Raw genomic sequence first — 26,753 nt, forward strand, 5'->3', positions numbered from 1 at the left:
TCGGCTGAAGTGCATTTTTAGTGCAGAGAATAATGGTTAAATAGCATGAAATTACTGCGTGGTATTCACAATCTAAAAAATGAGCACCGAGGCTGTGTATTAAGTATCGGTAACTTTGATGGAATACATTTAGGCCATCAAGCGGTTCTGAATCGTTTACTAATAGAGGCGCAGCGCCTTAATGTACCAGCCGTTGTTTTGACTTTTGAACCTCAGCCGGCGGAGCTGTTTGCTGGAGATAATGCACCGGCGCGTTTAAGCCGCCTGCGTGATAAGTTCGTGCAGTTAGATAAACAAGGCCTAGACCGTTTATTATGCGTCTCTTTTACGCATCATTTTGCCAATTTAAGTGCTGAAGATTTTATTGCAGAACTACTGATTAAGAAACTGGATATAAAATATCTGGTGGTTGGTGATGATTTCCATTTTGGTTATCAGCGTAAAGGTGATTTTGCACTGCTTCAAGATGCCGGTAAAAAGTATGGGTTTGAAGTGATTGATACACAGAGTTTAATGCAGAGCGAGCTGCGTATCAGCAGCACCCGTATTCGTGATGCTTTAGCGCAGGGGGACTTACAGCGTGCCTCTGAAATGCTGGGACGGAAATACAGCATTGCCGGCAGAGTTGTGCATGGTCAGAAGCTTGGCCGTACAATCGGTGTGCCGACTGCAAACCTGCTTTTAAAGCGTCGTGTTTCGCCTGTCTCCGGCGTTTACGTTGTATCGGTTGCGGGTATAAATGAAAAAGTTTATCAGGGCGTTGCTAATATCGGCCAGCGTCCGACTGTACAGGGAGTTCGCCAGCAGTTAGAAGTGCATCTGTTTGACTTCAACGCGGATCTCTACGGACAGCAGTTAGAAGTAATATTAGAAGAAAAACTGCGTGATGAAGTACGTTTTGATTCATTCGCAGAATTAAAAATTCAAATAGATAAAGATATTGAGCTGGCCAGACAGTGGCACAATAAAAAATCGTAATTACACATTATGTTAATGGAAAATTAAAATGAGTGACTATAAAAAAACGTTAAACCTACCTAAAACAGGTTTTCCGATGCGTGCAAACCTTGCCAATCGTGAACCAAATATGTTGAAAAACTGGTACAGCAAGGATCTTTACGGAAAGATCCGTGCAGCGAAAAAAGGTAAAAAAACATTCATTCTGCATGACGGTCCTCCGTACGCAAATGGTGATATCCATATCGGTCACTCGGTTAACAAAATTCTTAAAGATATTATTATCAAATCAAAAACGCTTGCTGATTTTGATGCGCCGTACATTCCCGGCTGGGATTGTCATGGTCTGCCGATCGAATTAAAAGTAGAGCAGAAACACGGTAAGCCGGGTAAAAAATTAACGCCGGCTCAGTTCCGTATTAAGTGTCGTGAATATGCCGCTCGTCAGGTTGACGGTCAGCGTAAAGACTTTAAACGTCTTGGTGTGTTAGGTGAATGGGAAAACCCATATCTGACCATGAATTTTGACACAGAAGCAAATATTGTACGTGCTTTGGCTAAAATTATTGAAAATAAACATCTGCACAAAGGCTCTAAACCTGTGCACTGGTGTACAGACTGCGGCTCTGCCTTAGCTGAAGCAGAAGTTGAATACGAAGATAAAAAATCACCTGCGATTGATGTTGCATTTACAGCGGTTAATCCGGATCAGGTTGTCAGCGGCTTTACTCCTCAAGCCGATGACTTAGGTACAGGTGATGTTTGTCTGGTTATCTGGACTACAACACCGTGGACACTGCCGGCTAACCGCGCAGTGGCACTGGCTGAAAAAGTTGAATACTCATTAGTTCAGGCAGGCGAGCGCCGTTTAGTGTTAGCATCACATTTAGTTGCTGACTGTATGGCGCGTTATGAGATTGATGATTTTAAAGTATTAGCTATCTGTACTGGTATTGATTTAGAGAAAAAACTATTCAATCATCCGTTCCTTAAAATCGAAGTACCTGCGATTGTAGCCGATCACGTTACTATTGAAGCGGGTACGGGTTGTGTACATACCGCTCCCGGCCATGGTCAGGACGATTACTCGGTTGGTTTACGTTACGATTTAGAAGTGGCGAATCCGGTTGGTGATAACGGTGTATTTAGAGAAGATACTGAATTCTTTGCCGGTTTACATGTATTTAAAGCAAATGACCGTGTTGTTGAAGTACTGCAGGAACATAATGCATTGTTATGTCATAAGCCGTTATTACACAGCTACCCGCACTGCTGGAGACATAAAACGCCAATCATTTTCCGCGCTACGCCGCAGTGGTTTATCTCAATGGATCAGAAAGGCCTGCGTGACAGTGCATTAGGCGAAATCAAAGATGTTAAATGGATCCCGAGCTGGGGCCAGAACCGCATTGAGAAAATGATCGAAAACCGTCCTGACTGGTGTATCTCTCGCCAGCGTACCTGGGGTGTGCCGATTACACTGTTTGTAAATAAAGAAACAGACGAGCTGCATGAAAACAGTGTTGAGATGATGGAGCTTATTGCCCGTAAAATTGAAAAAGAAGGTATTCAGGCATGGTGGGATTTAGATCCTGAATCACTGCTTGGTTTTGAAGCTGACCAGTACCGTAAAGTAACCGATACCTTAGATGTATGGTTCGACTCAGGTACAACACACTCTGCTGTAGTTGGTGTGCGTGATGAATATACTCAGGAATCCGGCGAACAGTCTGACATTGATCTGTATCTTGAAGGTTCAGATCAGCACCGCGGCTGGTTCCAGTCGTCGCTGATGACCAGTATGGCAATTAAAAATAAAGCGCCGTACAAAGAAGTATTAACACACGGTTTTGTGGTTGACGGACAAGGCAAAAAAATGTCGAAGTCTTTAGGCAATGTAATGTCTCCGCAGACGGTAATGAACGAGCTGGGCGCCGATGTGCTGCGTTTATGGGTTGCATCAACTGACTATACTGGTGAAATTACTGTTTCTGATGAGATCTTAAACCGTAGTGCAGACAGCTATCGTCGTATCCGTAATACATCACGTTTCTTACTGGCAAATTTAAACGGTTTTGAGCCGAGCACGGATATTGTACCTAGTGACGAGATGGTGGCATTAGACCGCTGGATCGTTGCACAGACGCTAACACTGCAAAATGAAGTGATCGAAGCGTACGAAAGTTACAACCTGCATGTGGTTTACCAGAAACTGATGCACTTTTGTTCAATTGAACTGGGCAGTTTCTATCTGGATATCATTAAAGATCGCCAGTACACAGCAAAAACTGACAGTAATGCACGCCGCAGCTGTCAAACGGCATTGTTCCATATTGCTGAAGCACTAGTACGTTTAATGGCGCCGATCTTAAGCTTTACGGCTGATGAGATCTGGGGACGTATGCCGGGTGAACGTGATGAATTTGTTTTCACTGATGTCTGGTATGATGGTTTATTTGGCCTTTCTGATAATGAAGCATTAAGTAATGATGCCTGGGCAAACCTGATTTCTGTGCGTGCAGAAGTGAATAAAGCATTAGAGCTGGCACGTAAAGAAAATGTAATCGGCGGCGGTCTTGAAGCTGAAGTAACACTTTACGCATCACCTGAACTGACCACATTATTAAACACTCTGGAAGATGAGTTACGTTTTGTTCTGATTACTTCTCAAGCTGAGATTAAACCGTTAACGGATGCACCTGACAGTGCAGTTGAAACTGAAGTAGAAGGTTTATCTGTTGCTGTTGCTAAAAGTGCCGCTGAGAAGTGTGACCGCTGCTGGCACCATAATGAAGAAGTAGGTAAGCATGAAGCTCATCCTGAATTATGCGGCCGTTGTGTAACAAATATTGACGGCGCTGGTGAAGTACGTAAATTTGCTTAATCAGTAATAAAGAAAAATTGAATTTAGACGCCTTAGTTATGAAAATGATTTAAGGCGTTTTTTTTAGCTGATTTAATTGAGATAAAAAATGACTGAGATAATACAAAAATCGGGACTGCGCTGGTTATGGCTTTCAGCTGTTATGCTGATACTGGATCAAGCAACGAAATACTGGACAGTACAGGCATTAGATTTATATGAATCCTATGAGGTGCTTTCGTTTTTTAATTTTACCTATGCCCGGAATTACGGGGCGGCTTTCAGCTTTTTAGGTGATGCCGGCGGCTGGCAGAAGTATCTGTTTACCGCTATCGCTTTTGTCGTTTCATCTTTTTTAATTTATTCGCTAAAAAAGAACAGTCAGACGCAGCGCTGGACAAATATTGCTTATGCACTGATTTTATCGGGGGCTGTTGGTAACGTCATGGATCGTTTGATGTTTGGTTATGTTGTTGATTTCTTAGATTTTGATTTAGGTTTTTACCGCTGGCCTACTTTTAATGTTGCGGATATCGCTATTTTTATCGGTGCCGCCATGATTATATTAGAGTCCATTTTTGTACCAGAAACAAAAGAAGAGAATAAAGGGCAGGAAAATGAGTGAGATTAAAAGTAAATCCATTACACAAGACAGTGAAGTTCTGATGCACTTTTCAATTCGCCTGGCTGACGGTTCGGCTGTTGACAGTACCAAGGTTGACAATAAACCGGCAAAGTTTGTGATGGGTGACGGCAGTTTAACGCCTGGTTTTGAAGACTGTTTAGTCGGCTTAAATGAAGGCCAGTCAGAGACTTTTACACTTGCGCCGGAATCTGCATTTGGTCTGCCTAATCCAGATAATATCCATCATCTTGAACTGAGCAAGTTCAGCAGTGATGTACCGGCTGAAGTCGGTACTATTATCAGCTTTACTCAGCCGGACGGCAGCGAAATTCCAGGTATTATTCGTGAAGTGATTGCTGACAGTGTGACGGTGGATTTTAATCACCCGCTTGCAGGGCAGACATTAACATTTGAAGTCGACGTATTAGAAGTTTTAAACTAACGTGCGTTCTGTGTGGCTGTTGATTTTAATCAAGCTGTACCGATGAGTCCGGCCAAGTCGTAATAATTAAAGTAGGCGTGTTAAAAGTTATAAACTAAAGCGTGTGTGCTGTGGCTATTGATTTTAATCAAGCTGTACCGATGAGTCCGGCCAAGTCGTAGTAATTAAGGTAGGCGTGTTAAAAGTTTTAAACTAAAGCGTGTGTGCTGTGGCTATTGATTTTAATCAAACGATGCCGATGAGTCAGGCCAGTTATAATACTGAAATCGATGTGTTAGAAATTTTAAACTAAAGCCTAGTGCTGTAGTTAATTTAGAGGTTACCCATGAAAATAATTTTAGCTAATCCGCGCGGTTTTTGTGCCGGAGTGCACCGTGCGATTTCAATCGTTGAGCGTGCTTTAGATCTGTTTACTCCGCCTATTTATGTTCGCCATGAGGTGGTACATAACCAGTATGTGGTGGACGGTTTAGAAGCGCGCGGTGCTGTTTTTGTGGAAGAGTTAGATGATGTGCCCGATGACCAGATTGTTATTTTCAGTGCTCATGGTGTTTCGCAGGCGGTACGTAATGAAGCCAAGCGTCGAGAATTAAAAGTTTTTGATGCAACCTGTCCCTTAGTAACTAAAGTGCATATGGAAGTAACGCGCGCCAGCCGCCGCGGTCAGGAATGTATTTTAATCGGTCATCATGGTCACCCGGAAGTGATTGGTACCATGGGCCAGTATGATAATCCGGCTGGTGGTATTTATTTGGTTGAGTCGCCTGAAGATGTAGCAAAACTGAAGGTTAAAAATACAAAAAGCCTCTGTTACAGCTCGCAGACCACTTTGTCTGTTGATGATACCGCGAGTATTATTAATGCGCTGCGTGAAAAATTTCCGGAGATTGAGGGGCCGCGCAAAGATGATATTTGTTATGCGACACAGAACCGTCAGGATTCAGTGAAAGATCTGGCACAAAAAGCGGATCTTGTTTTAGTGGTCGGCTCTACTAACTCATCAAACTCTAACCGCCTGCGTGAAAAAGCCAGCTGTGTTGGTGTCAATGCCTATCTTATTGACAGCGATAAAGATATTCATCCAGGCTGGCTTGAAAATGTTAATGTTGTCGGCGTTACAGCAGGAGCATCTGCCCCGGAAGTATTGGTTCAAGCAGTGGTTGATAAGCTCAAAGAACTGGGGGGAAGTCTAGTTGTTGAGAACCCGGGGGTCGAAGAAAATACAGTTTTTGAAGTTCCGGCTGAGCTGCGTGTTAAACAGATCGACTAGAAATAATATAAGAATCAGGTCTTTGTTATGGAAGGCCTGATAAATAATACAGCAAAAATTTTATATCAATATTTTTAACCAAATAGGTCTCGAAAGGAGATTATTCACGATGCTGAATAACTCTTTTTTACTATGATTTAATGTGCAACAAGTCATCGCTAAAACAAATTTAGTTATCTTGTTGTTTTAGCTGAAAATATTTTACCTCTTATCCAGACCAATTATTTCATTAGTATTTCCCCTGCTTAGGCGCCTATAAATGCATGTGCCTATTTTTCTTTACAGCTTACAGTATCTGTTAACTTAATCAGATAGTTAGATGGTAAAGCACTGCTTCGCATAATGATTTGTTGAACAGGTTGTTACTAACTTTTTCTATTGTCATTGAGCGGTTAAGTATTTCACTGTTATTCTATGTTTTGTTATTACCCATAAATAAAATGCTGTTTTTTTCGCCGCTGATTAATAAAAGTATGATGTGTAACATTAAAACCAGATAACTTACTCGATAATATTGGTTTTACATCTGATAAAATTCGAATATATTTATCAACTGCTGTTTGGCCGGGATGTAAAAAGGAATTTTCATCAGCATCTTGATTCTGCTTTTATCAATACTCATTTTACCTGTATTTACAGATTAATATTAAATTTCGCTGTCAATAATGATTGATAGACAAGGATGTTATATGAAAGAAAAGGGATTTAGCTTAATTGAAATAATGGTCAGCTGCTTCATTTTTGCGATCGGCTGCTTAAGTTTGGCCGGTATGCAGTCAGTGGCTGTTAAATCATTAATTGAAGTAGAACAGCGCGCACTTGCAGACTCATTACTGGTTGATATTACGGAACGTATGCAGATGAACAGAGCCTGGTTATCGAACAGTGCCAACAATTACATTGTCAGCAGTGTTCAAGATGATACGTCTGTTCAGCCCGATTGTGCCAAAAAGGGGGCTTTGAGTGATTGTGCCGGTGAAGATATTAAAGCTAATGATCTGTTTGAGTGGAAGAATAAACTTCTCACTGCGCATGTTGCAGGTTCTACTCAAGGTTTGATTAATGCAGATGCATGCATTCTAGATGATGGGAATGGTATTGGCATTGTTGATATTACCATTACTTGGCAGGAACAAGCAGAACCGTCAAAGATAAAAGCATGCGGCATTAAAAGTTCTGACCGCCGTCAGGTTACTACAAAGTATTATATCGGTAATTCATAATGACAGTTCCTGTTAATCTCCCTGCTTTGCAAATTAATAAAGCCCATTCCCTATTTTTCAAACACAAAGGTTATACCATTGTTGAGCTGATGGTGGTGCTGGTTGTTTCTCTATTTTTAGTTGGCGGTATCCTAAGTGTGTTTGTTGCTACTAAAGCACTTACCAAAGAAACTATTTCAGCCAGCGCCCGGCAGGAGAATGCTGCTTATGCTCTGCAGGCATTAAGCCGGGATTTAAAGCAAAGTTATTTTTTTGCCGAAGCATCCGGTGAAAACAATGGTTTATGGCTGTCTCCTCCTGCAATTCTTGCAAAAGATGATTGTTTAGATAATAAAAATATGGGGACGTTTCCTTCCGGTGCCGGCTCGTTTAGAGCTCTGTGGGCCGCTGTAAAAGAGAGCGGGGCTGAACCGACAATGTCTTGTATTAAGGATACAGCCCCTTCGACGGAATTGATTAGTGAAAGTGATTATATTTCAATCAAGCGTGCACGGGGACTGTATCAGACAGGAAACTACCAGGAAGACCGCTATTACTTATCGATAAGCCCCTCTGGTATAACTGTAATACCGGGCAATGCCACTGCGGGCAAGGAAAAACTATGGGAGTACATACACCATGTTTATTACCTGGACAGTGAAGCTGGTGTGCCGCGTTTACTGCGAATGAAGCTTGAACTTGGCAAGATGGGGGATGCGGAGGTCATCGCAGAAGGCATTGAAAAAATGAAGTTTATGTTTGCACTTGATAAGGCACTTGAAGCAGCTCGGGACGGCAGTGCTCATGATTTTGTAAACAGCGCTGCAGTGACTGATGCAGATTGGAATGACGGGCGAGTAATAGGAGTAAAAATATTTTTACTGGTACGCTCAAAGGAAGAGGCTGCTGGTGTGCATGATACGGCAACTTATCAGCTTGGTGACTATGATCATACAGTCACTGGAGATGGTTACAAAAGAGAAGTAGTCTCGCGGACCCTGATGTTTACCAATAATACGAGGTTCAGCGATGATTAAAATAAAAAAACAACAGGGGGCTGTACTCTTTTTTGTACTTATTACCCTGCCTATGCTTGTTGTACTGGGGCTTATGTTAGTTGAAAACTCATCAGTTGATTTAAAAATGGTGGACGCAAGAGTCGTGCGTAATGACTCTAATATTAGATTAACATCCGCTGCCTCGGCACTTTTAACATCGATCAAAACGCCGTCTTTATTTGCTAATGCCGAAAACGGTGAGGGTATTTCAGAGCCGGTTCCTCTTGATGTGAGTAACGTAGTAACAGTCAAAAGTGAAGTTAACTGTATGAGACGTAAAGATGCCAACGGCGATGATTTTCAGTGCCGTTATTTAGAGGTGAAGTTTACGCATCAGTTCGGCAGAGAGAAAAAAGACTCAAGCCGCTGGGGAAGCAACTCAATGGCGATTGGTGTTGAGCAGCCTCATATCGCTCATTAAAGACAATGCTGAATTTGTTGTTCACTAACTGAGTGGCGACGTTTCACAGTATACGGAAATTTAAGTTTTAGTAGGGTAAAGGATTATGTCAATTTTATATAGAATGCTGACCGTTTGTTTTTTGCTGTCAGTCTGTCCACTACAGGCGGATGATACAGAGCTGTTTATTGCTGATATTACCGGGGAAGATGAGATTAGACCGCAGGTTTTAATTATTTTTGATAATTCCGGCAGCATGGGGACCACAGAAGACTCAACGGAGGAGTTTAATCCGAGTCACACTTATACCAATTCTACGAAAGTGTACTGGTCGAAAACATCTAGTATCCCTTCACTTAACAGTTCGCAGTATTTTTATCAGGCTAAAAACTACTGTAATGCTTCAAAATCCCCGCTGACTTTAACTGGTAAATACAGCGGTAACCTACGTTTTTGGTATCCATATAATTATTACTGGTATCCTTTAGAATCTGGTTACCGCGATTATATATTTGACTGCAAAGAGGATGTAACTAACAAAGATACAGCAAACCCTGACGGATATACTGGTTACCCTCAGCAGGGTAAGGCAGAACCTTATAAGAATAAAAAGAAGAATATTTTCGGCAGAGATGATGTTGTTACCTTATATTCTGCGAATTATATTTATTGGAATGAGAATAAGGTTGAAGAAAAAAGAACTCGTTTATCGATTGCGAAAGAGGCTATTACCAGTTTAATCAACAGCACCCCGTCAGTTGATTTTGGCCTGGCCGTTTTTAACCGCAATTACCGGGACAATGATGGTAATGAAAGAGACGGCGGCAGAGTGATCAGTAAAGTGGAAGCTCGAGATGCTCAGGCAACGACCGACTTTATCGACTCTGTCAATGAATTAAAAGCACTGACTAATACACCGCTTTGTGAAACTCTGTATGAGGTTTACCGATATTATGCGGGCAAAGCCGTTTATTTTGGTGATGATGATACGGGAATGAGTCCAGCAAGAGATACTGATGCAGAAGATCCCGATAATGCAGGTGTGTATTTGTCACCCTTTAAACGTTGTCAGAAAAACGCTAATGTTATTTTAATGACCGATGGTGCACCAACGCAAGATTCAGGGGCTGATACTTTAATATCAGCTTTTACCAGTAGAGGTCGAACGAATAACAGTTATATGCCGGCTTTAAGTGAATGGATGTATAACACTGATATTGACGGTGATGCGGCAAATGGAGACCAGCATGTAAGAACGTTTACAGTAGGGTTTGGAGAAACGGTTATTGACTCTTCTAATGATCTGTTAAGTAATACCGCTGTGTTAGGAGGCGGGAAATATTTTCCGGCTAAAAATGCTTCCGAGCTTCAAAGTGCCTTCGGCGAGACTATTCAGTCAATCTTAAGCAGCAGTTCCAGCCTGACTTCTCCGGCTGTTGCAAATAGTAATTTTGATAAAACTAGAAGTCTAGACTCAATTTATTTTTCCATGTTTTTACCAACAAACAAAGCTGTCTGGAAAGGCAATATAAAAAAACTAAAGCTTGATAATCAAGGTGTGTTAAGAGATAGAAATAATCAAGCTGCCATTGGCACTGATGGCAATATTAAAGAGAGTGCATCCACATACTGGGGAGCTGGGCAGGACGGAGATAAGGTTGAGGAAGGCGGCGTTGCCGCTATATTAAGTGCAAGTACATCGAGAGTCATTCTCAGTAATATTAGTGCAGGTGCTGCAACTGTTTCTAATCCGGCACCAGTTGATTTGGCTGAACCTTCAAAAAATAATTTAAAAACATATTATGCGCTGACAGGGACTGAGGCGCAGCAGTCTGCTGCTTTAGCCGTTAAGCTTGGCGTTGAAGCTGCTGAGCTAGATGATGCCATTGACTGGCTTATGGGGAAAAATGTTGATACTAAGGATGATCTCGATGATTACCGTGATGATATCTTTGCTGATCCGCTGCATTCAGCTCCTCTGGCTATTCCCTATACCAAAAAAGGTGTAAATGGGCTGCCGGACACGGAAGTGGTTAGTTTATTAGTCGGAACCAATGCCGGTTTTTTACATATGTTTACCGATAATAAGAATGATGAAGCAAATCAATTGGATGATACCCTTACAGAAAACTGGGCATTTATTCCCGAACAGTTATTAAAAAAAGGGCTCGCATTAAAAGACTCGGCTGCTGATACTGCGCATAATTACGGTATGGATTTATCTCCAATGCTGATTAATATATATGACTCAGATGACAATATTGAGCAGATGATTGCTGTTGTGGGAATGCGCCGCGGCGGTTCAAGCTATTATGCTTTAGATATTACCAAGCCTGCTGAGCCCAGTTTTATGTGGCAGATAAACGGCCCTGGAGCGGGAGTTAGCACAACATCCGGTTTTGAAAATCTGGGACAGACATGGTCTGTACCTGTTTCTGGGAAATTAACCTATAAAGTTGGCACACAGGAAATAACGGCACCCGTTATTATTTTTGGCGGTGGTTACGATATCAATAAAGACACTTGCACTCCTTCCTCTAATGCAGACGGAAGCAGTATTGAAACCTGTGACGACAACATGGGGAATGCGATATATATTGTTAATGCCCTGACAGGAAAAAAAATCTGGTCTCTCGTTGGAGAGAGCTGTGTTACGGGGGACAAGCATTGTTTACGGGACAGCATTCCCGCACAAGTTTCCGCTATCGATAGTGATGGTGACGAAAATATCGATAGAATATATGCAGGTGATAGCGGTGGAAATATATGGCGGATAGATCTTGTCGGAACGGATACAAGTAAATGGACACATATTAAACTGGCTGAACTGGGCGGGGATACTTCTGATAGCGACAGGCGTTTTTTCACCGCCCCCGTTATTGCGCGTACCTATAATGAGCATGATGTGGCTTACGACGGTGTGCTGATAGGTTCTGGTAACCGGGCTAAACCTCTAACTGATAAAACCACGAAAAATGCATTTTATCTTATTCATGATTACAGGATATTTCCGACGGCTTATGGAGAAACGGGTTATCTGGATAAACCTGATCCGTCCAAGGCTTCCGAATTATATAATTTAACAACTGAAGTGACTCAGGTAATCACTATTGGCTCCTCTCCCGGCTGGCAGTACCAGTTTACCGGAGCAGGAGAGAAGGCATTAGGTAAAGGTACATTACTGGAAGGTAATATTTATTTTACTTCATTTATTCCAACAGCCAGTGTGGTTACGGACTGCAGTATCAGTGATTTTGGTCAAGGCTGGTTATATGCCGTTAATATTCATTCTGGTGCTAATCAGCTGCAGCAAAGCGGCCGAACTGTAGATAAAGCAGCGATCGGAGCTCAAGTTCCCGACTCACTTGTTATTCACTCTGGAGTGAATGAAAAAGGTGAGAATGTAATCCGTTTACTAGGGGTTGGGCAGGGGGATGAAATCAATATTGTTGATGATGCTGCGACTGAAAATATAGATGAAACTGAAAAAATTAATTCAGGTACGTTTGATACCGGAACAAATATGATGCCGAGGCGTATTTATAGTTACTTTGAAGAAGGGTTATAAATATCTTGGCCTTTCAATTTTATTATCTATTGAAAGGCTGCAGGGTTTAGTGATTGGGAATTTGAAATGAATAAAATATTATTAAGTTTTTCGTTATGGATATTGTTAGGCAGTATTTTCTCTGTAAATGCGCAAGAAGTTTTGCCAAGAAAGCATTTAAAGTGTTACTTGCAGCTCGAAGATAAAAGTAAAGTGATAGGTCAGTTTGTATATCAGAAAGAGACTAAAAGAATATTTATTGAGAATATTAAGGGCAGTAAGTTCTTCCTTTCCGACGGAGTTAGTTTTATAAAAATATCAAAAACTATAGAGTGTGTTGATTTAAACGATGATTTTAGAAATAGAAAAGCAATGCAATTAGAAAGAATTACCCCATTTTAGTTTTTACTGTTAATAAATTGCAGTAGTGGAGGCTTGAGCTGACAGTTAACTGGTTCTTACAGCCTCTGTCAGTTTATATTTAATCACAATTTGCAAATAAGCTGTCATCAATAACCTCTGTTCGTCCACTTGAAGCAATATCAACACCGCCTCGCTGGCTGCCGCTGCAGTAGCGAAACCTGAGTGTTGTACCTACCGCTACAGAGACGGATACTTGTCCATCTGTGTTGAAAGTTAGACCTTTAGCAGGAAAGCTGATTTGATCTTGAGCATTGACTGCAAAGCCGCCTTTTAACAGCGTATCCGGATCCTCAAGCTTTAGATTTCCATTGTCATCAATAAAGACATCGATTCCCGTTGACCAGTTATTTGAACACTCCTTATTATCCCCAAGCGGGCAGACAGTCACTGGCTTTATATAATTTTGGGAATGGTTACGTGCCAAAATAAGACTTTTTTCTATTTTATTCAGCATAGTATCAACACGGTTTTTCTGTGTTGATGCCTGCATACTGGGCAGGGCAATACCTATGACAATGCCGATAATGACAATAACTATCAACACTTCTAATAACGTAAACCCATTGCTTAAGCGCATCTCTTCTCCATGAGAGTCATAAATTGAAGCGTTATTATATTGTAATGATTCATTCTTTTCCGTTATTAAATATACTTTTTAATGATATACAGCATGCTTTTTTAAAGAAACTTCTATTTTACACCTCTAATTCATGCTCGCTTAAGCTGAAGGCAATACCTGCGGTTAATTACACATTGAAGAGGAAAAATATCTTCATATTGCAGGTGTAATAAAGAAAAGACTGTCGTTTGTAACCATTTGAATTATCAATGCTTAATTTTTATGATGTGCTTTGTTCTTAAAAAGAGGGTTGTTTACTAGCGACAATCTCTGATCTTTTAGACGATTTACTCTTTTCTTTGCGTTAGTTTATTCTTTTGTTGATTTCAATTCTTCAGCAGGAGCTATACTTATTTGCTGGGAGTGTTTATTTTGTTTAGCAATGGACTGGTTTATGAAAATGCATGGTTTTAGTTTAATTGAAATTATGATCACTAGCTTTATTCTTGCCTTGGGGTTGTTAGGCCTTGCCGGTATGCAGTCCACTGCCGTTAAATCTAATATAGAAATTCAACAGCGTACTCTTGCCAATGCATTAATTACCGACATTAACGAACGCATGCAGCTGAATCGAGTATGGCTTCAGGAAGATGGTAATGATTATGCTATAGCCAGTTTAATGGGCGCTGAGTTATCAGCACCAAGTTGTGTGGGATACGACGGGGTTTTTACTAACTGCAGCGGTGCAGATATAAAAAACAATGATCTTTATGAATGGAAGCAAAAATTCCTTGGCGCTGAAATTGACAGCGGCAGTACCACTGAGCATGGCCTGATTGATGCGGATGCCTGTATAGAAGTGACAGAAGAGGGGAATATAGTTGTTAGTCAAATTGTTTTAAGCTGGTATTCAACAATCAAAAGTAAAGATGCAGCCTCCGGCTCTGATGTGCTAAGCATATTTAACAAATGCGGTACCGCCTCTTCCTCCCGACGCCAGCTAACTGCTAAAAGTAAAATAAGTAAGTCATCATGATTAACTTCTATGGTCAATTCCGAACTAAACAGCATGGTTTTTCGATTGTTGAGTGGATGATCGCAATCATGCTGGCTCTGTTTTTAACGGCTGGATTATTAAGTGTTTTTATATCTAGCCAGCGTGCAACATCAGAAGCTTTAGGCGGAGGAGAGCGCCAGGAGAATGCCTCTTTTGCTCTGCAGCTGTTAACTCGTGATTTAAAACAAGCTTACTTTTTTTCACAGGCAACCGGCGAAAATAAGAGTTTATGGAATCTTAATGGTGCTTCTGTTACTGCCAGCTTAGACTGCTTAGATGACATTTCGAGCGGTTCATTTCCTGCTTCAGGTAAATATCGTGCTTTATGGGCTTCAACTATCCCTGCTTCTATCGGCAGCCTGGAAATGGATTGTCTTGATGATAGTGATAGTGATACCAGCCTTATAACCGACAGTGATTATATTTCCATAAAACGTGCTATGGGGCTGCCGCAGTCTGATGACTATATCGCTAAGCGTTATTATCTTGATATTGATACGACCAGTTTGACGGTTTACCAGGGAGATGCCAGTGCTTTAACTAATTCTGTGGTTAGCCCCGTATGGCGTTATATTCATCATGTTTATTATTTAGACAGCGAAGACGATATTCCGCGCCTTCGCCGTTTGAGCCTTGAGAAAGGTAAGATGGTTCGTGAAGAGGTGCTTGTTGAAGGCATTGAAAGCATGCAGTTTATGTTTGCTCTGGATGAGCTGATCGCCAGTGACAGAGATGGAGCGGTTCATTCCTTTGTCAGCGCTTCACAGGTAACCCCCAGTGACTGGGACACCGGGCGGGTAATTGGTATGAAGATATCTTTATTAGTCAGATCGTTAGAAACAAGCCCTAATTATACAAACAGCAGTACCTACCAGCTTGGTGATTTTTCTTTCACCGCTCCGGGGGACGGTTATAAGCGAGAAATCGCTTCAACCGTTTTAATTTTCCAAAACAGCGTGGTATCAGTCGATGACTAGTTTACATAAGCAAAAAGGTATAGCCCTGTTTATTGCAATGCTGATATTACCTTTACTGCTGGTATTAGGTGTCTTAGTGATGAGTAATACTTTTCTCAGTTTAAAAATCACAGATGCACGAGTTATGCAGGGGGAATCGAATATTTTATTAAATAACGCCGTAATGGATATTCTGCATCGCTCCAGCAGTGCTCAGTCATTTGCTCAGGCGACAGATAAAACTACGTTTAGCTCGGATGAGGTGACCGCTAAGGTCGATTTAGATGAAGATGACGAGATTCATTGTAAGCGCAGAATACAGGCGAGCGGCAGTAATTTTAAGTGCAAATACTTAGAGGTCAGTTTTATACACCTTTATGGAAGGGAAAGAGCAGACGGCTCTAAATGGGCGACTAATGAGCTTGGAGTTGGAGTCGAACAGCCGATTATTGTTGATAATGGAACTGCTGGATTATCCGCAGATCAGTAATACAAAGTTATAAATAAGTATGTAGAGAATAATGTCGATAGACAAAGGATAGTTGTCGTATAAGACAGATGGAGTAACAAATTATGTTAATGAAACGATTATTAGTCGGGCTCTTATGTTCATTTTGTTCGATCCTGTTCGCCGATGATACCGAACTGTTTGTTGCAGATGTCAGCGCGCAGAACGGCATTCGCCCGCAGGTACTTATTATTTTTGATACTTCGGGCAGTATGAAAAGTTCCGAAGAGGTGGTTAAGGCTGCTTATGATCCCGCACATGATTACGGCGCCGGCAGCAACGCCAATAAAATTTACTGGACGAAGAATGATGTCCCGGGCACAGGCAGTGACAATTATTTTTTAACCACAAAAAATAATTGTCAGGCTTCTTTAGCACTGCTTAGCTCTAAGGGAATATATAACGGTAATGTCAGGCGCTGGGTTGAGAAAAATAGAAAGAAAAAATCTAGCTGGAAAACGCTGTTTGGCAGCGATGGTATTTACTTTGAATGTAAAGAGGATGTTTTAAATGCAGATCCAACTAACCCGGCCAGTGCGGCTACCCCCGGTTTCCCGAAAGACGGTCGTTCTGGTCCTTATATATCAACGGTTAATAATGTCTTTTCAGATAGTGATGCGGTAACTCTGTTTTCCGCCAATTATATTTACTGGTATAACACTGCAAGTACAACTAGTAAAAGCCGTTTATTGATCGCTAAGGAAGCGATTGGAAGCTTAATTGAAAGTACACCTTCCGTTGATTTTGGTTTAGAGGCGTTTAACTATAATTATGGTACTCCTGCGCGTAATGGCGGGCGTATTGTTGATAAAGTGATGACCCGAGATTCAATGCAGGCACAAGATCTTATTAATGAAGTAAATAGTCTTACAGCCAGTGGTAATACACCACTTTGTGAAAGCATGTATGAAGCCTATCGTTATTATGCGGGTAAAGGTGTTTATTTTGGTGATGATGACTCTACTTCAACGCCGCTACGGGATACTTCCGCAGAAGAGAGCAGTGTTTATTTATCTCCTTTTAAAGCCTGTCAGGAACGTGCTTATATTATTTTAATGACCGATGGGAAACCCACCAGTGATCATGAAGCTGATTCATTGGTTAATGCACTGACTGGCAAGGGGGCTTTCGATAATAATTATATGCCTGCACTAGCAGAGTGGATGAATAACTTTGATATTGATGGTGATGCAGACAATGGTGATCAACATATCAGCACTTATACTATTGGCTTTGGTCAAGGCGCAGTTGATGATGCGGGCATATTATTGACTGAGACAGCAAAGAGAGGAGGAGGTGAGTATTATCCTGCGACTAGTTCCGCTGCATTACAGCAAGCCTTTCAAGCCACTATTCTGGATATTTTAAACAGCTCTTCTAGTTTATCTTCGCCTGCGATTGCTAATAATAACTTTGATCGAACCCGTAGTTTAGATTCAGTTTATTACTCTATGTTTATGCCCAGTAATTTACCTGTCTGGGAGGGAAATATTAAAAAATTAACCATGAATGCATCGGGTATATTAGTTGATAGTCTGGGGGCTTCTGCAATAAATTCCGATGGTAATATTAAAGATAATGCCTCCACCTACTGGGGGGGATATCAAGATGGTAATGCTGTTTCTGACGGCGGTGTGGCTGCTATGCTTGCCGAGGTCACTTCCCGCACGGTATTAAGCAATATCAATGCCGGTACGTTAAAAGCGCCGACGCTTGATAACCTAAAAGCATATTACGGAGTCACCACTAGCGCAGAGGTTGCTTCAGAATTAAGTGTTGCTGAAAGCGACTTGACGGGGTCATTAAACTGGTTAACCGGGCTGGATGTAGATGATGAGAATGGCGACAGCTCAGTGACTGATTACCGCAGTGATATATTCGCCGATCCGCTGCATTCTAAGCCGCTTGCGGTCACTTACATTGAAAATGGAAAACAGGTGGTTCGTCTACTGGTGGGAACCAATGCCGGATTTTTACATATGTTTACCGATAACGTTAATGTTGAAGCAGATCAGACCGATGATACCATCACCGAAAACTGGGCATTTATTCCCGAAGAGTTATTGCCGTTCGGTTTATCGTTACGAGATGCACCAGCCTCCAGTGAGCACCAGTATGGAATGGATCTGTCTCCCATTGCCATTAAGATTTATGAGTCTGAATCACTGAGTAAAATTATTGCAATAATCGGTATGCGCCGTGGCGGCGGCAGCTATTATGCCCTAGATATTACCAATCCAGATGTACCCAAACTTGCCTGGAAAATTGACGCCGGCACTTCTGATTTCGCCGAATTAGCACAAACATGGTCGATGCCGAGTTTTGGTGTTTTTAAATATAAAGTGGGAAGTGTCGAAAAGACGGTTCCTGGTTTAGTATTCGGCGGCGGCTATGATACCAATAAAGATACTTGTGTCCCTTCTGATACGGAAACATGCAATGATGTAAGCGGCCGGGCTGTATATATCGTTAATGCAGAAACCGGGGAAAAGATCTGGTCGGTTGACGGTGCTGACTGTGCAGAAGATGATAAACACTGTATTCGTGATAGTATTCCCAGCCAGGTCAGCTTATTAGACAGCGATGGTGACGGTGTTATTGATCGTTTGTATACGGGAGATACAGGAGGGAACATATGGCGTATGGACTTTGCAGGGATGGATACCAGTAAGTGGTCCAGTATTAAACTTGCCGCCCTAGGTGGTGATACAACAAGTACTGACCGGCGTTTTTTCGTTACCCCGGTTGTTGTACGTACTTATGAAAATCATGTAACCAAAAATGACCAGGGTGTCTTCACTTATACTAAGGTCCCCTATGACGGAATACTGCTCGGTTCGGGCGACAGGGCGCACCCTGCATCAAGCATCGTTGTAGACGACAGTTTCTTCTCTGTACACGATTATAATATTAACCCTACATTATTCGGCGTTACAGGTTATCCGGATAAACCAACCTCAATATTAAATTCGGAACTTTTTGATATTACGGATGATCCTGTTGGAAATTACGATGGTTCGCAAATACTTAATGTTTTTGCTGATATGAGTGGTTATAAAGGCTGGAAATATCAATTAACTTCTTCAGGAGAAAAATCTTTGGGTCAGGCTGCTGTATTAGAAGGTACGGTTTATTTCACTTCTTTTGTGCCTAATTCAACTGTAAATATCGGCTGCGGGGTAGGGGATTTAGGCACCGGTTGGATATATTCAGTTGATTTGCACTCAGGCGAGAAAAGATTCACTAATGAGCAGGGCGTTGCTGTAGCGAAAAAAGATATCGGCTCCCGTGTTCCTGATTCGCTGGTAATTCATGCTGGTGAGGATGAGCAGGAAGATAGTGTGATTCGTCTACTGGGTGTTGGCCAAGGTGATGAAATAACAGTCTTTAATGAAGAAACGCAAGAAGAAGAGAAAGTTTTCACTGGTACTGTTGATACAAATACCGATATGATGCCTCGGCGAATTTACAGCTACTTTAAAGAAAAATAGCAGATCATAATTGACAAAAAGAGACAGTAATGAAGAAAAATGGATTTACCTTAATAGAACTATTAGTGACCATAGCAATTGTGGGCATACTTGTGGGGGTTGCTTACCCGAGCTACGTGAGTTACGTGCAGGATACAAGGCGCAGTGAAGCGCAGGCTGCGCTGATTGATTTAGCCAATCGTCAGGAGATGTATTATCTGGATCATCATCAGTATGCTGAAGATTTAACGGATTTAGATAAGGATGCAGATCCGTTTATTACTAAAAATGGTTATTATTCGATTGAAACCAGCTCAGCAGTAAAAACAACGGTTGATTTTACCTTAACCGCTACGGCAATAAACCAGCAGGCGGCCGACACAGACTGTCTTAAGATGACCATAACACATGAACTCAATAAAGGTGCCACCAATGATAATTCTTTTTGCTGGAATTAACTTACTTATAAAGCCTTAAGAAGCAAAGGAAATGCTCAATGAAAACAGCGCGTTTAACAGGAGGTTAAAATGAAACAGAAACTTTTAATAATGATACTTGCCGGTCTGATATTTTCGCCTTCTTTATTGGCAGATAATAAGGATGTGCAGCGCAGGCATCTAAAGTGTTATTTACAGCTCGAAGATAAAAGCAGCGTTGTGCACCAGTTTGTCTATAGCGAACAAACGCAGCAGAATTTTGTGGATAATCTGGTTGGAGAAAAGGTATTTCTTCAGGACGGGGTTTCATTTTTGAAGATAAAATCCGTATATGAATGCGTAGAGGCAGGTAAGTCTTTTAAAAATCGTCAGGCAAAAGAGTTAGAAGCAGCCACTCCTTTTTAGTGATTTAATATTTAAGCGTTTCAATTAGTCAGGGACAAGTTAATTGAAGCGTTTTAATTACAATCAGTGAATTCACTACCGTCAATAACTTTAGCCCGTCCGCTGTAAGCTACGTGCACACCAATCCTTTGTTCGCCAGTGCAGTAACGAAAATTTTCTGAAGAGCCGGTTATTTGCCCGTCTGGTGAATAAGTCACATTTTTTCTAGGAAAAACCAGCTGATCGCCGGCGTTAAAAGGCTCCCCTGTTTTTAGTAAAATATCATTGCCGTCTTTGGTATATTTATCCCCTGTATCAGTAAATACATCTATTCCGGAAATCCAGTTATTTGTACACTTGTTTGTATTGTCATCCAGCGGGCAGACGGTGACATCAGTAATCAAATTAAAAGATTGATTACGCGCAAATAAGAGGTGGTGCTGAATCGTGCCGGCAACGCTGGTTAAGCGATTATTTTGAATTAATGTTTGAAATCCTGGAATACCGATAGTAATCAGCAGCATGCTGATTATTAATACAATGATAAGTTCTAAAAGAGTGAAACCCTTCACTGGGTACATATTATCGTCCTGAAGATGGAGTAGGTGCGAACTATTAGTGTAATATTCTTTTCAATTTTCTGCCTGTATATTTGTCTTAATTCGTATTACAGTAGATACTTATTCCTATTCATATTTTTTGCAGACAACATAAAGAGACCATGATGAAAAAAATAGAAGCAATTATTAAACCGTTTAAAATGGATGATGTTCGTGAAGCGCTTGCCGATATTGATATTACAGGGATGACTGTATCTGAAGTAAAAGGTTTTGGTCGTCAGAAAGGGCATACGGAGTTATACCGTGGTGCCGAGTATATGGTTGATTTTCTACCAAAAGTTAAAATTGAGCTGGTTGTAAAAAAAGAAGATGTAGACCGTTGTATTGAAGCGATTATGGGAACGGCGCAAACGGGTAAGATTGGTGATGGTAAAATATTTGTAATGCCTGTTGAGCGGGTGATCCGTATTCGTACTGGTGAAGAAGACGGTGAAGCGGTATAAGCTTCATTATTACTGAGTTATAAAAAAGGAGAGCTAGGCTCTCCTTTTTTATGCTTTAAACAAAGTGATTAATCCTCTTTATTCCAGCGCTCATAGCGTCTAACGGTTCTATTTTTAGGGAAGTTTAACTTTAATACCGTCATCGCATTAACTTTCGGCTCTTCAATATCAAGTGCATCATAAGCTTCGATCATGATCTCTAGGGCATTTTCAACAGAAGTAGTATCCGGGTAATTATTTAAAACAGTTTTACTGCGGTTAACGGCAGCAATATAAGCTTCACGTTCGATATACCACTCTGCAATTGCAATTTCATAACGTGCTAAACGATCCTTAAGAAAAATAAGTCGTAGCTGAGCATCGGCCGCGTACTGGCTGTCTGGATAATACTTTATCAAGTGTGCGAAGTCTTTAAACGCCTGCTGTGAATGACTTGGATCGCGGTTAAAACGGTCAATTCCAAATAAATTCTGGAAAAACTGCTGATCAGTGGCCATATGTGTTAAACCGCGCATGTAATATAGGTAATCAAGATCTTTATGAGTAGGGTTTAGACGAATAAAGCGATCAATATTAGCAAGGGCTAATGCAGTGTCATTACGTTTGTAATAAGAATAAATAAGATCCAGCTGCACTTGATCTGAATGCGGCCCAAACGGGTAGCGGCTGTCTAAAGCTTCTAATACCTCTATTGCCTTCTCATGACTTGCTGATTCTGAAGCAGCTTTGGCATCTTTATAAAGCTCTACGGGAGGTTTATCATCAACTTTTGGTTTTTCTGATTTTTTGGAAGAACAGCCCGAGCTTATTAAAACAATAAACAGAGAGGTCGTTATTAGTCTGAGGATCTTTTTCATAAGTGTTATAATGCCAGTGCAGATAAAAGCACAGTATCTTCTATAGACTAAAAAAAGAAAAGTTAAAAAAGATAAAATGTGACAAGATCACAGTGCAAACAGTTAAATTAAGCTTATTTATGCAGTTGTGCATAACTAAAGCACTTGGAAATCAGGAAAAGAGAATAAATATATGAGTCAAGAGTTAAAGCTCAGTGCAGAAGTTACTGACGAACAATTAGGGTTTCGTTTAGATCAGGCATTAGCCTCGTTATTTCCTGATTATTCTCGTACGCGTATTAAAGAATGGATTTTGGCTGATATGGTCAAAATTGACGGTGAAGTCATTGCCCGTCCTCGAGAAAAAGTATTTACAGGACAAACGGTAGATGTAAATGCTGTATTAGAAGACGAAGTCGTTTTTAAAGCGCAGAATATTAAATTAGATATCGTTTTTGAAGACGAACATATTCTAGTGATTAATAAACCAGCCGGTTTAGTTGTGCACCCGGGGGCTGGTAATCCGGACGGCACGGTTTTAAATGCCTTGCTGCATCATTATCCGGAAATTGTTGAAGTGCCTAGAGCGGGTATTGTGCATCGTCTGGATAAAGATACAACCGGACTGATGGTAATTGCTAAAACAGTACCAGCGCAAACGCATCTGGTCGCAAGCCTGCAGGCTCGTGAAATAACGCGTGAATATGAAGCGATTGCAATGGGCTGCTTTACTGCTGGTGGACGTGTAGAAGCGCCGATTGGACGAGATAAAGTGCACCGTATTAAAATGGCGGTTAATGCAACGGGTGGTAAACATGCCGTTACACATTACCGAGTGTCTGAAAAATACCGTGCGCATACTCGTTTACGTCTGCGCCTTGAAACCGGCCGAACTCACCAGATTCGTGTGCATATGATGCACATTGGGCATGTTCTTGCCGGTGATCCCGTTTACGGCGGCCGTCCACGTCCGCCTAAAGGGGCTTCTGAAACATTGTCTGAAACACTACGTGGTTTCAGACGCCAGGCATTACATGCAACCATGCTGCGCCTGGAACACCCGATTACAGGTGAAATGATGGAATGGCATGCGCCGCTCCCTGATGATATGGCTGAGCTGGCTGCCGCATTACGTGCAGATATGATTAAACACGGTGGCTGATCACCTGCCTGCAGTGCAGTTAATCAAACCACAATGGTCTGCACCAGAGCACATCAAAGCATTTTCGACTACCCGTGGCGGTGGTCGAAGCCTGGGACCCTATAAAGGTTTAAATTTAGGTACTCATGTTAATGATGCAGATTCTGCGGTAACGCAGAATCGTGCTTTATTAGCCGAATATTTAGCCTTAACTGCTGATTTATGCTGGTTAAGTCAGACACACAGCACTACCCTGCTGAAGCTTGAACAACAGACGGCTAGCGAGGTTGAAGCAGATGCGAGCTGGACGATACTTAAAAAACAGCCCTGCATTGTGATGACTGCGGACTGCTTACCAATATTAATTACCGATAAACAAGGCAGTTTTGTTAGTGCTGTGCATGCCGGCTGGCGTGGTTTGTGTGACGGCATTATTGAAAAATCTATCCACTCTATCTGCACTGAGTTAAATATTAACTCTACGGAATTATTAGTGTGGTTAGGACCGTGTATCGGCAGAAGTGCTTTTCAGGTGGGGGATGAAGTCCGCGCTGAATTTATGGCACAAAATACACTTGCTGAATCAGCTTTTACTGCCGACAAGGACCGCTGGCTTGCTGATCTGCAGTTGTTGGCTAAGCAGCGTTTAGCGCCATTGAATGTTGCTGAAATAAGTGCAAGTGAACATTGTACGTTTACTGAGCCAGAACTGTTTTACTCTTACCGCCGTGACGGTATTACCGGACGTATGGCAAGTTTAATCTGGATTGATTAACTCTTCTGTTCTGCTTTTAAATCAGCATATTGAAGTGGATTAGTTATGTAATACAATGAATTGTAAATAGTAATAAATTAACTGAAAAGTCACGTTTCAGACTATTTTCTAGCCCTTATCCTTGAAATTTCCCATGTAAAGCTCCATCTTCTAAAGGTATATGATTTAGGGGAATTGAGTATGCGTTTAGACAAATTAACCAGTAAGTTTCAATTAGCGATTTCAGATGCGCAGTCATTAGCACTCGGGCGTGATCATCAGTATATTGAAGCGACTCACCTGATGCTGGCACTATTAAATCAAGACAGCGGCTCCATTCGCAGGATACTGGCTGATTTAGAAGTTGATATTAATTTACTGCGTTCGCAGCTTTCCGCTGAATTAGAAAAAATTGCCAAGGTTACAGGTATCGGCGGAGAGGTTCAGCTTTCCGCACAGCTGGGAATTTTGTTTAATCTCTGTGATAAATACGCCCAGAAATCCAAAGATAAATTTATCTCTTCCGAACTGTTTCTTGTGGCCGCCTGCGAAGATAAAGGCCCATTAGGGGCTATTTTAAAACAGCTGGGTTTAAGTAAGCAGAAAGTTGAAAAGTCGATAGAAAAAATTCGTGATGGTCAAAAAGTAAATGATCAAAATGCAGAAGGACAGGAGCAGGCATTAGATAAGTACACCATAGATTTAACCGAACGTGCAGAGCAGGGCAAGCTGGATCCAGTTATCGGCCGTGATGACGAAGTACGCCGTATGGTGCAGGTTCTACAGCGTCGAACTAAAAACAACCCGGTGATTATCGGAGAGCCAGGCGTTGGTAAAACTGCCATTGTTGAAGGGCTTGCACAGCGGATTATCAATGGCGAAGTGCCGGAAGGTTTGAAAAACAAACGGGTATTATCACTGGATATGGGCTCATTGATTGCAGGGGCAAAATATCGCGGAGAGTTTGAAGAGCGTTTAAAAACGGTATTATCCGAACTTGCCAAGGAAGAAGGTCAGGTTATCCTGTTTATCGATGAGCTTCATACTATGGTGGGAGCCGGAAAGAGTGATGGGGCGATGGATGCCGGTAATATGTTAAAACCAGCCTTAGCACGTGGTGAACTGCATTGTGTCGGTGCAACCACGCTTGATGAATACCGTCAGTATATTGAAAAAGATGCGGCCCTTGAGCGCCGTTTTCAAAAAGTGCAGGTGGACGAGCCCACAGTTGAAGATACTATTGCGATTTTACGCGGCTTAAAAGAGCGTTATGAACTGCACCATAAGGTTGAAATTACTGATCCTGCCATTGTTGCCGCCGCCACACTGTCACATCGTTATATTTCGGATCGGCAGCTGCCCGATAAAGCGATAGATCTGATTGATGAAGCTGCATCCAGTATTCGTCTGCAGATGGACTCCAAGCCGGAAGGCCTGGATAAATTAGAGCGTAAGATTATTCAGTTAACTTTAGAGCAGAAAGCGCTGCACAATGAAAATGACGAAGCCAGTGTTAAACGTCTGTTTGATTTAGAAAGTTCTCTGAAGGATAAAAATAAACAGTATAAAGTGCTGGATGAAGTCTGGAAAACAGAAAAGGCGGCCCTTTCCGGCACACAGAATATTAAACAGGCACTTGAACAGGCGCGTTTAGATCTTGAAGTGGCTAGCCGTGCCGCTGATTTAACGCGTATGTCAGAGCTGCAGTACGGAAAAATCCCCGAATTAGAGAAGCAGCTGGATCTTGCAACACAGGCTGAAATGCAGGAAATGACCCTGTTAAAGCACAGTGTAACAGAAAATGAAATCGCAGAGATTCTTGCGCACTGGACGGGGATTCCTGTGGCGAAAATGCTCGAAGGTGAGCGTGATAAACTGCTGCAGATGGAAAAACACCTGCACACTCGGGTAATCGGTCAGAACGAAGCCGTTGATGCCATTGCAAATGCGATTCGCCGCAGCCGTGCAGGTTTAAGTGATCCTGATAAACCCATTGGTTCATTTTTATTTTTAGGTCCGACCGGGGTTGGTAAGACGGAGTCATGCAAAGCCTTAGCTAACTTCCTGTTTGACAGTGAAGATAATATGGTGCGCATTGATATGTCTGAATTTATGGAAAAACACTCGGTTGCACGCCTAGTGGGAGCGCCTCCTGGTTATGTGGGTTACGAAGAGGGCGGCTATCTGACCGAAGCTGTGCGCCGTAAGCCATATTCTGTGATCCTGCTGGATGAAATAGAAAAAGCGCACCCGGATATTTTCAATATATTACTGCAGGTCTTAGATGACGGGCGTTTAACGGACGGGCAGGGCAGAACAGTTGATTTTCGCAATACGGTGATAATCATGACCTCCAATATTGGTTCTGATTTAATCCATGAGTCTTTTGACAGGGTAAGTTATGAGGAGATTAAGTTAACCCTGTTAGAGGTGTTAGGTCAGCAGTTTAAACCTGAGTTTTTAAACCGGATTGATGAAACAGTGGTATTTCATCCGCTCGGACAAAGGCATATAAAATCGATTGCTACGATTCAGCTGCATTCGCTGCAGCAGCGCCTTAAAGCACGCGATTACCAGTTAACCTTTAAGGATCAGTCCATCGATCTGTTAGTTGAAGCCGGATACGATCCTATGTATGGTGCACGGCCGTTAAAACGCGCTATTCAGCAGTTATTAGAGAATTCATTAGCACAGCAGATTCTCTCGGGTTCTTTAACCACGGGTAAGAATATTATAGTTGTTGTCAAAGAAGGCAAAATAGAGTTTATCCAGTAAGGGGCTTTGTGTTTACTTAAGTTCGA

Annotated in this window: 23 protein-coding genes; 20 read left to right on the plus strand and 3 right to left on the minus strand. The window is 41.7% G+C overall.

Annotated features, from left to right (window positions below; all coding sequences use genetic code 11):
• Positions 1-45 precede the first annotated feature (45 nt).
• From ribF to G327_RS0114805, 10 genes are all read left to right on the plus strand, one after another.
• Complete coding sequence (gene ribF, locus G327_RS0114750; protein ID WP_019615567.1) at positions 46-978, plus strand: bifunctional riboflavin kinase/FAD synthetase; 933 nt, start codon at positions 46-48, stop codon at positions 976-978.
• A gap of 28 nt (positions 979-1,006) precedes the next feature.
• Positions 1,007-3,841, plus strand: coding sequence for an isoleucine--tRNA ligase (ileS, locus tag G327_RS0114755; protein ID WP_019615568.1), 2,835 nt, complete (start codon positions 1,007-1,009; stop codon positions 3,839-3,841).
• Between the two features lie 88 nt (positions 3,842-3,929).
• Positions 3,930-4,445 carry a signal peptidase II gene (lspA, locus tag G327_RS0114760; RefSeq protein ID WP_019615569.1) on the plus strand — a complete coding sequence of 172 codons (516 nt, stop codon included), beginning with the start codon at positions 3,930-3,932 and terminating at the stop codon, positions 4,443-4,445.
• Positions 4,438-4,887, plus strand: coding sequence for an FKBP-type peptidyl-prolyl cis-trans isomerase (gene fkpB / locus G327_RS0114765; RefSeq protein ID WP_019615570.1), 450 nt, complete (start codon positions 4,438-4,440; stop codon positions 4,885-4,887). The genes lspA and fkpB overlap by 8 nt, the downstream gene beginning before the upstream one ends.
• Before the next feature lie 325 nt (positions 4,888-5,212).
• Positions 5,213-6,157 carry a 4-hydroxy-3-methylbut-2-enyl diphosphate reductase gene (gene ispH / locus G327_RS0114775; RefSeq protein WP_019615572.1) on the plus strand — a complete coding sequence of 315 codons (945 nt, stop codon included), beginning with the start codon at positions 5,213-5,215 and terminating at the stop codon, positions 6,155-6,157.
• Positions 6,158-6,846: 689 nt separating this feature from the next.
• Complete coding sequence (gene pilV, locus G327_RS0114785; RefSeq protein ID WP_019615574.1) at positions 6,847-7,380, plus strand: type IV pilus modification protein PilV; 534 nt, start codon at positions 6,847-6,849, stop codon at positions 7,378-7,380.
• A complete protein-coding gene (locus G327_RS0114790; protein WP_019615575.1) occupies positions 7,380-8,396 on the plus strand; it encodes a PilW family protein in 1,017 nt (338 codons plus the stop codon). Before pilV (G327_RS0114785) ends, G327_RS0114790 begins: the two co-directional genes overlap by 1 nt.
• Positions 8,389-8,838, plus strand: coding sequence for a hypothetical protein (locus tag G327_RS0114795; RefSeq protein WP_019615576.1), 450 nt, complete (start codon positions 8,389-8,391; stop codon positions 8,836-8,838). The genes G327_RS0114790 and G327_RS0114795 overlap by 8 nt, the downstream gene beginning before the upstream one ends.
• Positions 8,839-8,923: 85 nt before the next feature.
• Positions 8,924-12,385: a pilus assembly protein gene (locus G327_RS0114800; RefSeq protein ID WP_245542701.1), complete on the plus strand. Its 3,462-nt coding sequence runs from the start codon at positions 8,924-8,926 to the stop codon at positions 12,383-12,385.
• 66 nt (positions 12,386-12,451) lie between these two features.
• On the plus strand, positions 12,452-12,766 hold the full coding sequence (locus G327_RS0114805; protein ID WP_019615578.1) for a TapY2 family type IVa secretion system protein: 315 nt from the start codon (positions 12,452-12,454) through the stop codon (positions 12,764-12,766).
• Between the two features lie 79 nt (positions 12,767-12,845).
• Here the strand turns inward: G327_RS0114805 and G327_RS26140 are convergent, their stop codons facing one another.
• Positions 12,846-13,364: a GspH/FimT family pseudopilin gene (locus G327_RS26140; RefSeq protein ID WP_019615579.1), complete on the minus strand. Its 519-nt coding sequence runs from the start codon at positions 13,362-13,364 to the stop codon at positions 12,846-12,848.
• A gap of 436 nt (positions 13,365-13,800) precedes the next feature.
• On the opposite strand from G327_RS26140, the gene pilV (G327_RS0114815) reads away from it, so the two are divergent.
• The 6 genes from pilV (G327_RS0114815) to G327_RS0114840 all read left to right on the plus strand — a co-directional run bounded on the left by pilV (G327_RS0114815) (position 13,801) and on the right by G327_RS0114840 (position 20,179).
• Complete coding sequence (gene pilV, locus G327_RS0114815; RefSeq protein WP_019615580.1) at positions 13,801-14,382, plus strand: type IV pilus modification protein PilV; 582 nt, start codon at positions 13,801-13,803, stop codon at positions 14,380-14,382.
• On the plus strand, positions 14,379-15,380 hold the full coding sequence (locus G327_RS0114820; protein ID WP_019615581.1) for a PilW family protein: 1,002 nt from the start codon (positions 14,379-14,381) through the stop codon (positions 15,378-15,380). The genes pilV (G327_RS0114815) and G327_RS0114820 overlap by 4 nt, the downstream gene beginning before the upstream one ends.
• Positions 15,373-15,849, plus strand: a complete 477-nt coding sequence (locus G327_RS0114825; RefSeq protein WP_019615582.1) for a hypothetical protein — start codon at positions 15,373-15,375, stop codon at positions 15,847-15,849. The genes G327_RS0114820 and G327_RS0114825 overlap by 8 nt, the downstream gene beginning before the upstream one ends.
• 83 nt (positions 15,850-15,932) lie before the next feature.
• Positions 15,933-19,358 carry a pilus assembly protein gene (locus G327_RS24820; RefSeq protein WP_019615583.1) on the plus strand — a complete coding sequence of 1,142 codons (3,426 nt, stop codon included), beginning with the start codon at positions 15,933-15,935 and terminating at the stop codon, positions 19,356-19,358.
• A gap of 29 nt (positions 19,359-19,387) precedes the next feature.
• On the plus strand, positions 19,388-19,795 hold the full coding sequence (locus G327_RS0114835) for a type IV pilin protein (RefSeq protein WP_019615584.1): 408 nt from the start codon (positions 19,388-19,390) through the stop codon (positions 19,793-19,795).
• Positions 19,796-19,864: 69 nt separating this feature from the next.
• On the plus strand, positions 19,865-20,179 hold the full coding sequence (locus tag G327_RS0114840; protein ID WP_019615585.1) for a TapY2 family type IVa secretion system protein: 315 nt from the start codon (positions 19,865-19,867) through the stop codon (positions 20,177-20,179).
• Between the two features lie 53 nt (positions 20,180-20,232).
• On the opposite strand, the gene G327_RS24825 is transcribed toward G327_RS0114840, so the two are convergent.
• Positions 20,233-20,739, minus strand: a complete 507-nt coding sequence (locus G327_RS24825; protein WP_019615586.1) for a pilus assembly FimT family protein — start codon at positions 20,737-20,739, stop codon at positions 20,233-20,235.
• A gap of 143 nt (positions 20,740-20,882) precedes the next feature.
• On the opposite strand from G327_RS24825, the gene G327_RS0114850 reads away from it, so the two are divergent.
• A complete protein-coding gene (locus G327_RS0114850) occupies positions 20,883-21,221 on the plus strand; it encodes a P-II family nitrogen regulator (protein ID WP_019615587.1) in 339 nt (112 codons plus the stop codon).
• A 68-nt stretch (positions 21,222-21,289) separates the two neighbouring features.
• Here G327_RS0114850 and G327_RS0114855 read toward each other — a convergent pair whose 3' ends face one another.
• Positions 21,290-22,078, minus strand: a complete 789-nt coding sequence (locus G327_RS0114855) for an outer membrane protein assembly factor BamD (protein ID WP_019615588.1) — start codon at positions 22,076-22,078, stop codon at positions 21,290-21,292.
• 172 nt (positions 22,079-22,250) lie between these two features.
• On the opposite strand from G327_RS0114855, the gene rluD reads away from it, so the two are divergent.
• From rluD to clpB, 3 genes are all read left to right on the plus strand, one after another.
• Positions 22,251-23,219, plus strand: coding sequence for a 23S rRNA pseudouridine(1911/1915/1917) synthase RluD (gene rluD, locus G327_RS0114860; protein WP_019615589.1), 969 nt, complete (start codon positions 22,251-22,253; stop codon positions 23,217-23,219).
• Positions 23,212-23,973: a peptidoglycan editing factor PgeF gene (gene pgeF, locus G327_RS0114865; RefSeq protein ID WP_019615590.1), complete on the plus strand. Its 762-nt coding sequence runs from the start codon at positions 23,212-23,214 to the stop codon at positions 23,971-23,973. The genes rluD and pgeF overlap by 8 nt, the downstream gene beginning before the upstream one ends.
• Before the next feature lie 180 nt (positions 23,974-24,153).
• Complete coding sequence (gene clpB / locus G327_RS0114870; protein ID WP_019615591.1) at positions 24,154-26,727, plus strand: ATP-dependent chaperone ClpB; 2,574 nt, start codon at positions 24,154-24,156, stop codon at positions 26,725-26,727.
• Positions 26,728-26,753: the final 26 nt, after the last annotated feature.

This window comes from Psychromonas ossibalaenae ATCC BAA-1528 (assembly GCF_000381745.1).
Classification (GTDB): domain Bacteria; phylum Pseudomonadota; class Gammaproteobacteria; order Enterobacterales; family Psychromonadaceae; genus Psychromonas; species Psychromonas ossibalaenae.

Coding starts and splice junctions, on each gene's coding strand:
- ribF (WP_019615567.1), top strand. CDS start 46: ATGAAATTACTGCGTGGTATTCACAATCTAAAAAATGAGCACCGAGGC.
- ileS (WP_019615568.1), top strand. CDS start 1,007: ATGAGTGACTATAAAAAAACGTTAAACCTACCTAAAACAGGTTTTCCG.
- lspA (WP_019615569.1), top strand. CDS start 3,930: ATGACTGAGATAATACAAAAATCGGGACTGCGCTGGTTATGGCTTTCA.
- fkpB (WP_019615570.1), top strand. CDS start 4,438: ATGAGTGAGATTAAAAGTAAATCCATTACACAAGACAGTGAAGTTCTG.
- ispH (WP_019615572.1), top strand. CDS start 5,213: ATGAAAATAATTTTAGCTAATCCGCGCGGTTTTTGTGCCGGAGTGCAC.
- pilV (WP_019615574.1), top strand. CDS start 6,847: ATGAAAGAAAAGGGATTTAGCTTAATTGAAATAATGGTCAGCTGCTTC.
- G327_RS0114790 (WP_019615575.1), top strand. CDS start 7,380: ATGACAGTTCCTGTTAATCTCCCTGCTTTGCAAATTAATAAAGCCCAT.
- G327_RS0114795 (WP_019615576.1), top strand. CDS start 8,389: ATGATTAAAATAAAAAAACAACAGGGGGCTGTACTCTTTTTTGTACTT.
- G327_RS0114800 (WP_245542701.1), top strand. CDS start 8,924: ATGTCAATTTTATATAGAATGCTGACCGTTTGTTTTTTGCTGTCAGTC.
- G327_RS0114805 (WP_019615578.1), top strand. CDS start 12,452: ATGAATAAAATATTATTAAGTTTTTCGTTATGGATATTGTTAGGCAGT.
- G327_RS26140 (WP_019615579.1), bottom strand. CDS start 13,364: ATGCGCTTAAGCAATGGGTTTACGTTATTAGAAGTGTTGATAGTTATT.
- pilV (WP_019615580.1), top strand. CDS start 13,801: ATGAAAATGCATGGTTTTAGTTTAATTGAAATTATGATCACTAGCTTT.
- G327_RS0114820 (WP_019615581.1), top strand. CDS start 14,379: ATGATTAACTTCTATGGTCAATTCCGAACTAAACAGCATGGTTTTTCG.
- G327_RS0114825 (WP_019615582.1), top strand. CDS start 15,373: ATGACTAGTTTACATAAGCAAAAAGGTATAGCCCTGTTTATTGCAATG.
- G327_RS24820 (WP_019615583.1), top strand. CDS start 15,933: ATGTTAATGAAACGATTATTAGTCGGGCTCTTATGTTCATTTTGTTCG.
- G327_RS0114835 (WP_019615584.1), top strand. CDS start 19,388: ATGAAGAAAAATGGATTTACCTTAATAGAACTATTAGTGACCATAGCA.
- G327_RS0114840 (WP_019615585.1), top strand. CDS start 19,865: ATGAAACAGAAACTTTTAATAATGATACTTGCCGGTCTGATATTTTCG.
- G327_RS24825 (WP_019615586.1), bottom strand. CDS start 20,739: ATGTACCCAGTGAAGGGTTTCACTCTTTTAGAACTTATCATTGTATTA.
- G327_RS0114850 (WP_019615587.1), top strand. CDS start 20,883: ATGAAAAAAATAGAAGCAATTATTAAACCGTTTAAAATGGATGATGTT.
- G327_RS0114855 (WP_019615588.1), bottom strand. CDS start 22,078: ATGAAAAAGATCCTCAGACTAATAACGACCTCTCTGTTTATTGTTTTA.
- rluD (WP_019615589.1), top strand. CDS start 22,251: ATGAGTCAAGAGTTAAAGCTCAGTGCAGAAGTTACTGACGAACAATTA.
- clpB (WP_019615591.1), top strand. CDS start 24,154: ATGCGTTTAGACAAATTAACCAGTAAGTTTCAATTAGCGATTTCAGAT.